Genomic DNA, 14695 nt, shown 5'->3' with positions numbered 1-14695 from the left:
CCCATGTTATAAACAGGGCTGACAAGTCTGGCATGTAGGCAGGAGCATATAAATTAGCTAGAACAGTAGATATACCATAAGTAAGAATGATAACCAATATAAGCATCATTAGACTGACTGGCGTTTCAGCTATTGTATAGAATCGCTATATAGCTGCTGTCAGATAGCTTGATCGTATACCGCATTCTTTGCAACATATCTTGAATGCGGAGTCATGCATAGCATAATTAGCTTTCCCTATATCATAGCCCTGTCTGACATACAGCAGTGGCAGAATTGCATATCATAATCATAATCTTTACCTGATGAGCAACAACGATAATCGTTCAGCTTGATCTTAGCTATACCTGTCTGACCGGCATTCATTGAAGCCCTGTTTATCGCTCCTGCCGGAAGACTTGTCATGAATGAACAAATCCCCTTGCATTCCGCGTATATACTACGCCGGATGTGCAAGGGGATTTTGTGTATAGCTATGTGCGCGACAAGTGTATACGAGCAGACTGTAGCCAACGTCGTTGCATATACGTCTGTTTTTTCACATGTTTCTTTATAAATGAGAAACGTGTAACGTATCGATTTTGACACTGTTGCATGGTTACTTTAATGAATGAGCAGCGCGTACCTCATCGGTTGTGATACTGTTGTATGGTTATTTCATTGTAATCAAGCAGTAAATACTTTGGTTTTCTCCAGCAAGCGGGTAGTCATGCTGCTCAATTCTTCGGAAGAAGATGAGATTTCCTGCATAATCGCTGTTTCCTCATGTGTCGCTGTAGAAATCTGGCGTGCGCCTTCGTAGAACTTGTCCGCCATTTCGCGGATTTGCTGTACATGACTGTAAGTTAGTTCCACCCGATCATTTTGCTCGGAGATCGAACCTTCCATCAATTGAACAGCTGACATAAATTCGTCCACAATCGTTGCAAACTGATTCAACGTCTCTTCTACTCGGGATGTATGTGTAGTCTCGCGCTGTACTAGTTCGTTCTGGTTATGAATCAATTCTACTGTCGCATGAATTTGTGATTGCACAGCGCCAATCAGCGATTGAATGCGTTGCGCGGAATCATTACTCTGCTCAGCCAACTTGCGAATTTCGGAAGCGACTACTGCGAATCCAGCTCCATGTTCACCCGCATGAGCGGCTTCAATCGAAGCGTTCAATGCTAACAGATGCGTTTGCTCAGCAAGGTCTTTTACCGTACCACTGACAGCACCGATATCGGATGCCTGATTGTCCAACAGGCGAACCGTTTGCTCAGCTTCATTTTGTGAGGTAGATAGTGTGTCCATACCGGATTTTAATGAAGCAAAAATATCGCGTGTTGATTGGACAGATTGATCCATCGTAGTAGACAGGTTCAGCATATGCGACGATTTGTCCTTCATTTCGCGGAACGAGTCCATCATATGCTGTGCCGTTTGCAGCGAAGTCTCGCTGGAAGCACGTTGTTGCTGTACACCGTTGTAGATCTCATCAGCAATAGCAGACAACGATTCGATCTGCTGTGCCGCTTCATTAATGGAACCGCTTAAACAATCAGCGTTTTGCGAAGTCGTGCTGGTGTTGTGAGCAATGTCGTTCACGATACCTTTAATATTTGACACCATCATACGAAACGCATCGTTCAGCACTTTGATCTCATCCTGCTCACGACGTTCTGGAATATCAACAGTGAGATCACCAGCAGAGACCTTTTCTGCAATTCGGGACAAAGCGACGATCGGACGGGTTAAGAAACGAGAAATGATGTAACCGAGAATGCCGCTCCACATAATACCGAGCAACAGAATAATCGACACATACATCCAATCTGCCATGCTTGAAGCCAAATAGGACTTCAGATAAAAAATAAAGAAAGCGCTTGTACCATACGTAATAACAGACACGGCAATAAAGCTTGCCACCAGTTTGGAACCAAGGGATAGTTTCATACAGCTCTCCTCATGCAGTTGTAATTGTTCATTCACAATCTTATTAATTCAAATTTTAGCAAAAATAATGAAAAAGCGGTGTGATCTAAGTCACAGACTAAGCAAAATTCAAGACTTTTGAACCAATATACAATGTAGACCTTTTTTCCTGTCTTGTCTACCTTAAAATTGTAATTTTGTCATTTATGCTCACTTGCTCTATCCTCTTGTTCCCGCTATGCTAGAATGTAGAAAGAGCCATATTGGTATCCACAATCATAGACGATACATACTAAAGGGGATGAAGCTGCTCATGGAAAGAGCCCGGCTATGGAGCGAACGATTCAAGCTGTTTTTTTTGAATAATCGCTTTGTTATTTTTTTGCTTGTACTGGTATTAATCTCGTTAAACATTTTCTTACTTTCCAAAATTCCGTATGTGTTTACACCGTTCATCGTGCTTGTCAAAACGGTTATTCTACCGATCATATTGAGTGGTATTTTATTTTACTTGTTCAATCCGCTGATTGATTTGCTGGAACGGCACAAAGTAAAGCGTATTTATTCTATCATTGTGCTCTATATTCTTATTATCGGTATCATCGTATTGATTATTAGTCTTGTCATTCCAGTCATTCAGCGTCAGATTCAAGAATTGGTCAGCAATATTCCGACGCTGTATGAGCAATCGACTGTGCAGATCCAGAAATGGCTGGGCGGCGATATTTTCCAACAAATTCAGCAATCCTTGAATATTAATCCACAGGAATTGTTGCAAAGTCTATCCAATCGCTGGGGCGCACTGTTCAGTAGTGGTACTTCTGGTTTCCTGCATACCTTCTCAGGCATCGGTGGATTCCTCGGTACGTTGACTGAGATTGTGCTGTCAATTGTGACCGTTCCCTTCATCCTATTCTACCTGCTCAAAGATGGCAAACGTCTAGTTCCATATGTACTGCAATTCATTCCAGTCGGTCTGCGTGGTCAGACGTCTGAAGTGATGTCTGAAATGAACAACAAAATCAGCTCCTATATCCGCGGTCAGATTATTGTTAGCTTTTGCATTGGCTGTCTGCTCTACATTGGCTATAACATTATCGGTCTGGATTACTCACTGGTGCTGGCAATTACCGCTTCTTTTACTAGTATTGTGCCTTATCTGGGTCCAGCGATTGCGATTACGCCTGCACTGGTTGTCGCGCTGGTCACTTCGCCTGTTATGCTGCTCAAAATGATTGTAGTCTGGACAGCTGTTCAGTTGATCGAAGGCAAGTTGATCTCGCCACAAATTATGGGTAAATCGCTCAAAGTCCATCCAATTACGATTATTTTTGTCATTTTGACTGCTGGTAATCTATTTGGTGTCGTTGGTATTCTGTTGGCAGTTCCGGGCTATGCCGTCTTAAAGGTTGTCGTAACCCATCTATTCGAATGGCTCAAGAAAAGCTCCAATCTGTACGAAGCAGAGAAAATTACCGAACAACCGATTGAAGTGGAATCGAAAAAATTATAGTATAGACGCGCAAGTGGATGAGTGCTTGAATGTGCAACCCATCCCAATACTCACAGCTCGTATAATATAGCTGATCATCCATCAGTCAATGACGAAAAGCAGCCTAATCGGTAGATGATACCGGATGGCTGCTTTTCTATTATAAAACAAGACTTGCATCAAATAAAATGTCTGCGCCGTACCCGAAGGTATAGCACAGACATTGGATATGATACTCTTCGGTTCTATAGCCTAATGTGGCATCTGATGTGAGAGCCTACCTGTTAGCTACTGTGTTTCTACATGTGTTATCTAGATCATCTAATTAATAAGTTAGACTGGCTTACTTGTCAGCCAATTCCGGTGTATATCCAGCTGGGATGATCGTGTCAGCCGAGCCTTCACTGATTACCTGTGGATACATCATGCCCGGTTGCGGTTTGGTGAGCGAGTAAGAGATTACCGCTTTTTTGTCGTCTGTCAGATTGACTTTATCAATCTTGAGGCTGTAGCCTGGATTCGGCAGTTGCACGGTCAATGTTACTTTTTGCTTGCCATCGGCAGTGGATTTCACGCTTAGTTGCGGATCATAACCCACTTGCGATCCCTCCGATCCATTATCTGTTGGTGGCGTAGTTGTACCGCTCCCGTCGTTATTTTCGGTGCCATTGGCACGCTCAATCATATCGACAGCGCTACTTACCCATGTTGCTGCATCCATACGCGTAATCGCTGTCTGCGGGTTAAACGCTTTGCCGACTGTATCGCGCGGAATTACATTCATATTCACCAGCGTCTGAATAGCATTGGAAGCTTCGGTGCTAATTTTGTCCTGATCATCAAACACGATAAACATTTTCGTTGCCGGATATGTGCCTGTTGTATTAATTGCTTGATACAGCCACAAAGCGAAGTCTTCGCGATTTACTTTTTCCGAAGCCTGAATGCTGTCTGGAATAGACAGGCTATTGGCTTTGGCAGCTTCGACAGCTGCGGAATACCATGGCTTGCCTGCGGCTGGCAACACTTCTGCACCGTCTTTTTTCAATTCAAATGCTTTGGTCAAAATCTGGATCGCCTGCGCCTGAGTTAGCGTCTGATCCGGTTTGAACTGGCTGGCGGTTACGCCGTTAATGATGCCTTTTTCCTGCAATGAACTAACAATCTTCTGGTTATTGTCACCTTTTACATCGGAAAATGCTGCTGCGGAAGCTACACTGCCACCCACGATAGCGCAAGATAGCGCCAGTACAGCAATTGTTTTGGTATTCGGTTTATAATTCAACATGATAATCCCTCCGTCATGATCTGCTTTAAAATTCAGGTTTCGGTGAACTGGTGCAGCACTTGAAGAGGCAAGCGGTCAAACCTGCGATACTGCAACTGTGCGGACCGATACAGGACAAACGCCAGCGGATATGAGGGTATCCCTGTGCGCTGCGCTGTGTTGCACATACAATACTACCGAACCTTCAATCTCACAGACGGGACAAGCATCCAAATGGTTGCACTTATTCTACATTTGATTCGGTGCTTCCATACCAAGCAGATGCAGCATACGCTTAATATATTGTCCGGTGACTTCTGTTAATTGCAGACGTACCGCGCGTTCTGATGGTGCTGCATCTACAATCCGGTCACGGCTATAAAATTGATTGAACAGCCGTGCTGTGTGTAGAGCATAACGTGCCATTACCGATGGCTCGTGCTGCTGCACTGCCCGTTCAAGCGTTTGCCGATAACGTCCCAGATGACAGAGTAGTTCCCATGCGGCATCGCTCCAACTCTCTCCTTCCATTGAAGATCCAGCCACTGCCTGAATCGCAGTCGATTGCTCTTGTGCCCGGCGCAGAATACTTTGAATCCGCGCATATACATATTGGATATATGGACCTGTTTCCCCTTCAAAGCTGACAGCCTGATCTGGCGCAAAATCGATCTCATTCTGCCGATAATTCTTGAGATCATTGAAAATGACCGCTCCGATTCCAACCTGACGGGCTACTTGTTCACGTTCGGGCAATTGCGGATTTTTTTCGCTAATAATGTCGTCTGCCCGCTGCACAGCATCATCCAATACCTGCTCCAAAAATACCACTTTGCCTTTACGGGTGGACATCTTCTTGCCATTGATCTTCATCAGTCCAAACGGTACATGTGTGCAATCCTGCGCCCATTCATATCCCATTTTCTCCAGTACCGCGAAAACCTGATGGAAATGCAACGTTTGCTCACCGCCGACTACATAAATGAGCCGATCTCCACGCATCACCTGCTTACGATAAATGGCAGTTGCCAGATCACGAGTCGGATAAATCGTTGTACCGTCTGATTTCAAAATCAGACATGGCGGCATATCGTATTCGTCCAAACGCACTACCTGTGCACCATCACTCTGTTCCAACAGATGCGCAGCTTGTAGCTGCTGCACGACGGCAGGCATTTTATCATTATAAAAGCTCTCGCCCAGCACTTCATCAAATTCGACATTAAGCCGTTGATACATCAGATCCAGTGATGCCATGCTGACTTTGACAAAATAATGCCATAGCTCCAGCGCTTCTGCATCCCCCTGCTCTAGCCGCCGGAACCAATCACGCGCTTCATCGTCCAATTCTGGATGCTGCTTCACTTCATCATGGAATTGAATATATACGCGCAATGCTTCGCCAATCGGATCGGCAGCTGCTTGTACCGGATCATGCCAGCGCAGATGGGCTGTAATTTGCTTACCAAACTGGGTGCCCCAATCGCCGATGTGATTGACCCGAACGACGGTATAGCCTGCTGCTGTATACAGACGATGCAGCGCCGCTCCAATCACAGTGGAACGTAGATGACCTACACCGAACGGCTTGGCAATATTCGGCGATGACATATCGAGAATGATACGCTGACCTTGCACTATTTGCAGCTGTGCATATTCTGGGTCAGCCAGAGCTTGTAACAATTGCGGTGCGATATGCTGTCGATTCCAACTGAGATTGATGTACGGACCTGCGGCATGGGCTTGAACAGGAGCATGTTCTGTAGGATGAGCAAATTGGAGCTGTTCATTGATCCGCTGCGCCAGTTCCGCGGCAATCTGTTGCGGCGCACGCCGCCAACTTTTCGCCAGTGCAAAGCATGGAAAAGCCAGATCGCCCAGCTCGGGTGAAGGCGGAGTCTCCAGCATGGTGTATATCGCTTGTTCTTCTATCTCAACAAGCGGAAGCAATACCTGAAGCGCCTGTTGCTTGAATAGTTCTGTCGTGATCATTATGAAAACCTCCTAATTTATGAATTGGGATATACACCGGGATATGAATTGAAGTATGGATAGGTTGAATATGTACAGCTATTTCCACATTTTACAGTCCAAGCACATGCAAAAAAGCCCTCGTCTGCTACGTATGCGTTAGACATACGTAGAGACGAGAGCCAAATCATTGACATTCCCGCGGTGCCACTCTATGTACAGAATGAGCAAATCATCCAAACCAACAACACCTGCTTTACGAAATGTCCATCTGTCTACTCAATGGGCATCGTTGTATAGCAAAGTCAGATTAGCTTATGTAATCTCATCTGTCACTTGTGTACCGATAACGAGGTCAACCGGATTACCTTATGCACACCGTTTAACAGTCAACTGTATCAACGATGCTTTGGGATAATCATCTCCGGGGTGCGCTTCAACAGCAGTCGTTGTACCGGCTTCCACCAACCCGGCTCGCTATACAAACGAATCTTCTGTTTACTCTCCCCATCACAGATGTATACGTATTATGATTATGAACGATCCAGTGCTATTGTGAATATTCGCGAAATGACAGGTGATGTCATAGATATTAAGCTGTATTATAGCGCGACCGTTGTCTGCTGACAAGAGCAAGTGTCGCATCGGATTCCATAATGGTGCAAATCCCACTTCCAAAACACGCAAAAAAGCCGCTACACCTTTTCTCTAGATCGGTTTACACCATGTGATCTTATGTAGAAAAAGAGCCTGCGACTTTATGTGATTGCATTGATTGATACTATTTGGTTGATATACTGATTTGTTAATGCACATAGTGCTTACTTTGCTAATGAGAGCAGATGTTACAAGGTGAAACTGACGTAAGCTCTATCATTCACAGCGAGTTCCGCTCGTTATAATTTCGCTGTATGTAAACATGATAGATTATTATGCCATTGCAGTTACGCCTGCCAGCTCGTAGCACATTTCTGCGCATTTGCGGCATGCTGCTACACATTCTTGGCAATGTGTTTGCTCATGACGGGAGCATTCATTAATGCACGCTTCACATGCTTTGGCACACAACTCTGCCAGTTGCTTGGAAAATGCGTTGCCTTGACTCAGCGCTTGAACAGTGAAGGAGCAGATCTCCGCGCAATCACGATTCACACGAATGCAATCGCCAAGCGTTTCCAGATTGTATTGTTTTAAGTTGGATACATACGATAGATTACAAGCATTCATAGCCTCAACACAGGCTTCGATGTAAGGGCGGTACTGGTTAGTGGTTGTCATTGTATAATGAACCTCCTGTATAGTTGTGATCAATACCCTGCTTGAACGTCCAGCATATCCTGGGCACCAGGTTGTTATTGAACTATTAACCGCGCGTCCCTTACATTGAAACTTTGTCACTAGTTAAGCTTCACTTTCCTGTCGCTCCAATGTCAGCAATAATTCCTGAATATGGCGTTTATCAAAATGTTCTCCAATGAATACCGCTACATCAGGCAACGGCTTTTGCGGAGTGATCTTCATAAAGTCGCTTTGTCGGTAAGCATATTGGAACAAAAAGCGGCTATTCGTATCATTGAATGTTAAGATTCCTTTGGCACGATAAATCTCGGCAGGTAAACCAGCGATCAGAGCTTCAAATGCTTCGCTGTTAATCGGCTGCTCAAAGTAATGCGTATACACCATCACATGCTCATGCGAATGATGCGGTGCATGCACACGTTCATGTTCATTATGGGAATGGCTATGATCATGGTGATCACTATGATAATTATGGTCATGATCATGATTAGCACTGTGGTGATTATACTCATCAGTTGTCAGCTGGTCTGCGTTGGTTGCCTGATGCTCCCCCGCTAAGGCATGACTCGCTTGCTCATACAAGTCACGATCTAGTTCACAGCGCACAGTCACATGCATAGGCGCGTACGGATTCCAGCCACGAGCGATTTGTTGCACCTGCTCCAGACGCTTCGAATCCAGCAGATCGCTTTTGTTAATCATTAACACCGATGCAGCACGAATCTGCTCCTGCATCAAGCGATACGTTTTGCCCTGTTGCTGTTCATACAATTCCCACAAATGAGCGGCATCGACTACAGTAATCAGATTACGTAACTCCATGCGATGATATAGCGAAATCTCAGTCACTGCATCTAGAATTTCTATGGGATTGGCAACACCAGATGCTTCAATCACGATCACATCCGGTTCGCCGGTTTGGATCAGATTGTACAATTCCGTGCCTAGATCAGCGCGGTTGGAGCAACAGATACATCCACTTAACAGTTCTGCCATCGCTACATCCTCGCCGAGCATCATACCATCCAGATTCACATCACCAATCTCATTCATCACAACAGCAGGTGTCTTGCCTTCAGCCTTCCAATTTTCCAGCATGTGTTGCAGCAATGTCGTCTTACCACTTCCCAGAAAGCCGGACAAAATATAAATCGGTACTGTCATCTCTCATCTCTCCGTTCTATCCGCCACCCTTGGCGCAGCAGTGTATATCGTCATCTCTCTATTATAAATCATCCTGTCTACAAATCCTATATATCACGTAGCTCGGTCGACATAGTTGCATCTTGTATCGTTATGGCTATGTTGTCGTATCTCTTCATAGCAGTGGCATCAAGGTGCATGGATAATGGGAACCAGTATTTTTTGCGATCATACTGGATTGTGTTAAGATAGAATCGGTCGTATTGAAACCATTTTAAATGATTCAATGCAGGTGTTCCAGCCTGCGAATTCAAGGAGTGAATTGTATGCGTTCTGTAGATCAACACCGGGCGGAAGCGCCCGATATCGTTAGATGTATGGTACTGACTGTATCCGATACCCGTACCGTCGAAACAGACACTGGTGGGCAATTGATTCAGTCGCTACTACGCGAGCACGGTCATGAAGTCGTCGATTACCAAATCGTTCGTGATGATTACAATCAGATTCGGGAGCTGCTGCATGATCATGCTGAACGAGCCGAAGTCGATGCTATTTTGTTAACAGGCGGTACAGGCATTGCTCCACGCGATGTAACTTATGAAGCGGTGCAAAGTTTGCTCAATAAAGAACTGCCGGGCTTTGGCGAGATTTTCCGATATTTGAGCTTTGCTGAGGATATCGGTACAGCGGCGATTTTGAGTCGTGCGATTGCCGGAACGATAGGCGCGACAGCGATTTTCTCCATGCCGGGTTCGCGCGGCGCGGTGAAGCTCGCGATGGAGCGGATTATTTTGCCGGAGATTGGTCATGTCATTCGGGAGATTCGTAAAACATAGCTCAAAAAAAACGTATGCCCTTTTGCTGAGGCATACGTTTTTGCATGATTCGCTTGCTTGGATATCATTACTCGGCAATGACGATCAATTGGCGTCCGACTGCGCGTCCAGCGAGTACAGTGTCCAACGCCTGTGGAATCTGCTCCAGACTGTATTCGGTTACGCCTGTTGACAGTGCCGTTTCTGGCTTCCAATCGCTACCGAGATGCTGCCAGATGCGCTGACGCAGTTCGCTTGGACATGCGACCGAATCAATCCCGATCAGCTGTACGCCGCGTAGAATGAATGGAAATACACTGCTCTCGAATTTCGCACCTGCTGTATTACCAGATACAGCTACTGCACCGCGGTAACGGACACTTTTTAGACGTTCACCCAGCGCAGCGCCGCCAGTAGCATCGACGATTCCTGCCCATTGCGATTTGCCAAGTGCTCCTTTGACTGGTTGTTCACTGTCCGCACGGGCGATCACATCGTGCGCGCCGAGATCTTTGAGCCATTGTGATTGTTCTGGTTTCCCAGAGGACGCATAGACTTCATAACCGAGACGACTCAAAATCGAGATTGCCATCGTGCCGACTCCACCTGTTGCGCCAGTAACGAGAATCGGTCCATCCTGCGGCTGAACACCTGCATGAATGAGTGATTCGACCGACATCGCTGCGGTAAAGCCTGCTGTGCCGATCATCATCACTTCTTTTAATGACAAGCCTTCTGGCAAACGCACTAGCCACTCTCCCGGCACTCGTGCATATTCACTATATCCGCCATAGTGACTTACACCTAACTTGTAACCTGTACATAGAACCAGATCACCCGGTTGAAACTGCTCATCCTGAGATTCCACTACTTCACCAGACAGATCAATGCCCGGTATAAATGGATACTCATTCACGACTTTACCATTTGTCGTGCTTGCTAGACCGTCTTTATAATTGACATCTGAATAATGAACTTTGATCGTTACATTTCCTTGTGGCAGTTGATCGACTGTTAATTCACGAATACTTCCTTCGACCTCTTCCCCATTCTTCTCCAGCATATAAGCGCGAAATGTATGTTCCATGTGCAGTATCATCCTCTCTTCCATCATGCTGTCTATACAACGTACCGGATATGAACAGTACGATGCCATAACTTTGTTCACAGACAGAGCTACCACTTTGTTTGCGTATGGAGTGCGGCATCTACTGTTTCACTTTTACATTGTTCAGCTTATCAATGAAGTCAGCATGCTTTTACCACAGTCCCAGTAGCTTCCACCACAATCCTCCGACAACGAACCAGATTACAATATGAAGGATTGAGATCATAAAGCCAAGACTCCACCATTTATTCTGATTCACATAGCCGGAGCCGAAAAATACAGGCGCCGCACCTGCTCCATAATGTGTTGTCGATCCGAATAAATTGCTGAAAAAAGCGAGAATCAGCACTGCCAGCATCGGCGGCGTGCCAACGGTTAAAATAACCGCCAAAAAAGCGCTATACATCGCACTAATATGTGCGGTCGCACTCGCAAAAAAGTAGTGACTGTAATAGTATACCAGTGCCAGAATAATCAATGCCAGCGACCATGGCAAGGCGCTAACTGAATCGCCAATTTTATCGCTAAACCAACCGACCATGCCCAGTTCATTCAGATAGCCTGCCATCATAACGAGCGCAGCAAACCAGACCAGTGTATCCCAGGCACCCTGTTCGTTTTTAATATCATCCCACGTGAGTACACGGGTAATCAGCAGTACTGACAGACCGATCAGTGCAGTCGTTGTTGCATCGATATGCAGATGATCACCGGCGATCCATAAAATTAGTACCAACAGAAATACACACAACATACTGATCTCGGCAGGCTTGAACCGTCCCATTTCGCGTAGCTTGCTTGCTGCCATCTCCGATGCACCTGCTGTTTCTTTTACTTCCGGTGGATAGACTTTGTAAAGAAAGAGTGGCAAAATAATCAGCGTTACGATACCCGGCACAATCCCGGCAACCATCCAGCCTGTCCAAGTTAAACTGACACCCGCCACACTGCTAGCGAATCCGGCAATCATCGGATTGGCTGCCATCGCCGTCATGAACATCGCTGATGTTACAAGATTGCCCTGAAAACTCGTAAAGATCAGAAACGAACCAATTTTACGTTGTGTGCCATCACTTGGCTTGGAACCGAATGATTCTGCCAGCGACAAAATAATCGGATAGATCACTCCGCCTGCTCGTGCGGTATTACTTGGAATGGCAGGCGACAGAATCAGATCACTCGCCAGCAATGAATAAGACAGCCCGAGTGTTTTGCGACCGAACTTGTTTACGAATAAGTAAGCAATGCGCGCACCCAATCCCGTTTTTATAAATCCACGCGAAATAAAAAAGGCAATCACAATTAACCAGATCGTCGAATTGCCGAATCCGCTTAATGTCTGGGAAATCGTCAGCGTATGAGTGAACGATAACGCCGTCATCCCCAGCACTGCGATGCCGCCCATTGGCAATGGCTTCAAAATAAATCCCAGAATCGTACTGACAAAAATAGCAAATAAATGCCATGCTTCCGGCTTCAATCCTGCTGGTGTCGGAATAAGCCAAGTGATGACAGCGACTAGCACCAGCGCACCTAGCTTGATCAAGCGATTGCGATTATCATGCGATGGTGAGCCGCTTGCACTTGACGGCTCATCAGTCGACGTTTTTACAGAAGATGCTCCTGTGTCGTCCTTCATCACTGTACGCTCCCCATCCTTCCATATACTTACCAAACAAAACACATCATAATCGTTGCTATATACGAGTGACCGCACAAATGAACAGTTCGCTCCCGATTCATAATCGGAGCAAACTGTTCATGTACTAGTACGACCTATCTTATTGCATCGTTCATTGGTTATTACCCTATTGTATCAACGATGCAGGCGTTCATTCCTAATTAAGAGGATACCTGCTGTTCTTTCTTCTGCTCTTGTTCTACTACTTCCGCAGCTTCTGCCGCGCGGACCGAGCGATAAGCTGGCTCCCATGCTGCCTCTTGAATTGCCTGTTCGATATCATCCGGTACGTGTCTTGCTACTTGATCTTGAATCGCCGCTCGGGCAACGGCAATCGCTACGTCATGCGATACTTGATGCAATCCTTTGACATGTGGCAGTAGCGATGCACCCGGTTTGGACGAATCTACTGCATGAGCAACTGCATCTGCGGCGGCTGTGAACATGCCTCTGGTGAATACTTTGGCTTTGGTCACAATCGCACCCAATCCTAGTCCCGGGAAAATAAACGCATTGTTCGCCTGACCAATATCATACGTCACACCATTGTATTCTACCGGCGGAAACGGGCTACCCGTTGCAATCAACACGTTACCATCTGTCCATTTCAGCAAATCTGAAGGCACTGCTTCCGCTAGCGAGGTTGGATTGGACATCGGCATAATGATCGGACGCTCTACATGCTTCGCCATTTCCTTCACGATCTCTTCGCTAAACGCGCCCTTCACGCCGGATGTGCCGAGTAGAATTGTCGGCTTCACCTGTCGAATCACTTCCAGCAGACTGATCTTGCCATCCTCATCAGTATCCCAATCCTTCACTTCATCGTGATCGCGCACATACGGCTTTTGAAAATCAAGCACGCCTTCCGTTTGATCAGTCAGCAGACCGCGATAATCGTATGCCCAGAAGCGCTGTTCAGCATCCTGCTCCGATAATCCCGTCTTGATCATCGCATCGCGAATCTGATCAGCGTTACCAATGCCTGCGGCACCGGGACCAAATACGAGAATGCGCTGTTCTTGCAACGGTGTGCCGCTAACCTGAACACCGGAAATGATCGCTGCCAGTGTCACCGCTCCTGTACCTTGAATATCGTCATTAAAGGTCAGGAACTGATCGCCGTACTTGTTAATAATGTTACGGGCATTGACATTGCCAAAGTCTTCCCAGTGCAGTAATGCTTCGGGAAATAGCTTCCGCGCTACCTCTACATAACGATCAACCAGCTGTTCATACTGTTCACCGCGAATCCGTTCATGCCGATTACCGATATAGAGTGGATCTTCCAGCAGCTTTTTGTTATTCGTCCCTGCGTCTAGCACGACTGGCAATACACGTCCGGGATTGATACCAGCGGCGGCAGTATAGACAGCCAATTTACCAATAGCGATATTAATACCGCCTACACCCCAATCACCAATACCAAGAATACTTTCCGCATCCGTTGCGACAATTAGATCAATGTCTCCCGGCTGTACACCGCTATTGTGAAATGCTTCTTCAATACCGTCCATGTTATCAATCGACAGATAGACGCCGCCCGGTGTATGGTAATGCTGACTGTATTCTTGAATCGCCTGACCTACAGTTGGTGTATATACGATTGGCAGCAACTCACTTAGGTGTTGACTTAACAGCCGATAATATAGCACCGCATTGCGATTGGACAGATCATTGAGCATAATATTTTTGCGCAGATCGCTTGGTTCACTTTTGATCTGTTCATAGACACGATTCATTTGCTGATCCAGTGTAAGAATCGTCGGTGGCAAAATACCATTCAAATGCAGCTCGTCGCGTTCCTCTGCTGTAAAAGCCACACCTTTGTTCAAAATTGCATTTGCCAGCACGTCTTTGCCACGTAATGCTGTCCGTAGTGTTCCATCCTGATCCAGATAAAAAGCTTTCATCGTTAACAGCCTTCTTTCATGCGTTTTTGATGGTCTAACCCGCTTCTCTGTCTACTTGTTATGCATATTGTGCTTCTATCGTAATG

General features: G+C 46.0%; 10 protein-coding genes. 2 read left to right on the top strand and 8 right to left on the bottom strand.

Annotation, left to right across the window (positions count from 1 at the left end):
• Positions 1-666: 666 nt before the first annotated feature.
• Positions 667-1938: a methyl-accepting chemotaxis protein gene (locus ACDE64_RS09320; RefSeq protein ID WP_411349773.1), complete on the bottom strand. Its 1272-nt coding sequence runs from the start codon at positions 1936-1938 to the stop codon at positions 667-669.
• A gap of 292 nt (positions 1939-2230) precedes the next feature.
• Here ACDE64_RS09320 and ACDE64_RS09315 point away from each other — a divergent pair, with 292 nt between their 5' ends.
• Positions 2231-3430: an AI-2E family transporter gene (locus ACDE64_RS09315; protein WP_411346190.1), complete on the top strand. Its 1200-nt coding sequence runs from the start codon at positions 2231-2233 to the stop codon at positions 3428-3430.
• Positions 3431-3752: 322 nt separating this feature from the next.
• Here ACDE64_RS09315 and ACDE64_RS09310 read toward each other — a convergent pair whose 3' ends face one another.
• The 4 genes from ACDE64_RS09310 to ACDE64_RS09295 all read right to left on the bottom strand — a co-directional run bounded on the left by ACDE64_RS09310 (position 3753) and on the right by ACDE64_RS09295 (position 9110).
• Positions 3753-4697: an S-layer homology domain-containing protein gene (locus tag ACDE64_RS09310; protein WP_411349772.1), complete on the bottom strand. Its 945-nt coding sequence runs from the start codon at positions 4695-4697 to the stop codon at positions 3753-3755.
• 228 nt (positions 4698-4925) lie between these two features.
• Positions 4926-6668, bottom strand: a complete 1743-nt coding sequence (gene argS / locus ACDE64_RS09305) for an arginine--tRNA ligase (protein WP_411349771.1) — start codon at positions 6666-6668, stop codon at positions 4926-4928.
• A 909-nt stretch (positions 6669-7577) separates the two neighbouring features.
• Positions 7578-7925 carry a four-helix bundle copper-binding protein gene (locus ACDE64_RS09300; protein ID WP_411346187.1) on the bottom strand — a complete coding sequence of 116 codons (348 nt, stop codon included), beginning with the start codon at positions 7923-7925 and terminating at the stop codon, positions 7578-7580.
• Positions 7926-8048: 123 nt separating this feature from the next.
• Entirely contained in the window at positions 8049-9110 is a 1062-nt protein-coding gene (locus ACDE64_RS09295; RefSeq protein ID WP_411349770.1) for a CobW family GTP-binding protein, read from the bottom strand.
• A gap of 305 nt (positions 9111-9415) precedes the next feature.
• Between ACDE64_RS09295 and ACDE64_RS09290 the strand changes: the two genes are divergently transcribed.
• Positions 9416-9928, top strand: a complete 513-nt coding sequence (locus ACDE64_RS09290) for a molybdenum cofactor biosynthesis protein B (RefSeq protein WP_411346185.1) — start codon at positions 9416-9418, stop codon at positions 9926-9928.
• 67 nt (positions 9929-9995) lie between these two features.
• On the opposite strand, the gene ACDE64_RS09285 is transcribed toward ACDE64_RS09290, so the two are convergent.
• The 3 genes from ACDE64_RS09285 to ACDE64_RS09275 form a co-directional block, all read right to left on the bottom strand.
• Positions 9996-10994: an acryloyl-CoA reductase gene (locus ACDE64_RS09285; protein WP_411349769.1), complete on the bottom strand. Its 999-nt coding sequence runs from the start codon at positions 10992-10994 to the stop codon at positions 9996-9998.
• A 172-nt stretch (positions 10995-11166) separates the two neighbouring features.
• Positions 11167-12654: an anion permease gene (locus ACDE64_RS09280; protein WP_411349768.1), complete on the bottom strand. Its 1488-nt coding sequence runs from the start codon at positions 12652-12654 to the stop codon at positions 11167-11169.
• 203 nt (positions 12655-12857) lie between these two features.
• The gene (locus ACDE64_RS09275) at positions 12858-14609 is read right to left on the bottom strand and encodes an NAD-dependent malic enzyme (protein WP_411349767.1); all 1752 of its coding nucleotides are present in this window, start codon (positions 14607-14609) and stop codon (positions 12858-12860) included.
• Between the last annotated feature and the right edge of the window lie 86 nt (positions 14610-14695).

This window comes from Paenibacillus sp. WLX2291 (assembly GCF_046603665.1).
GTDB lineage: Bacteria > Bacillota > Bacilli > Paenibacillales > Paenibacillaceae > Saccharibacillus.
The sequence above is the reverse complement of the archived record's forward strand: the minus strand, read 5'-3'. Positions and strand labels throughout refer to the sequence as shown.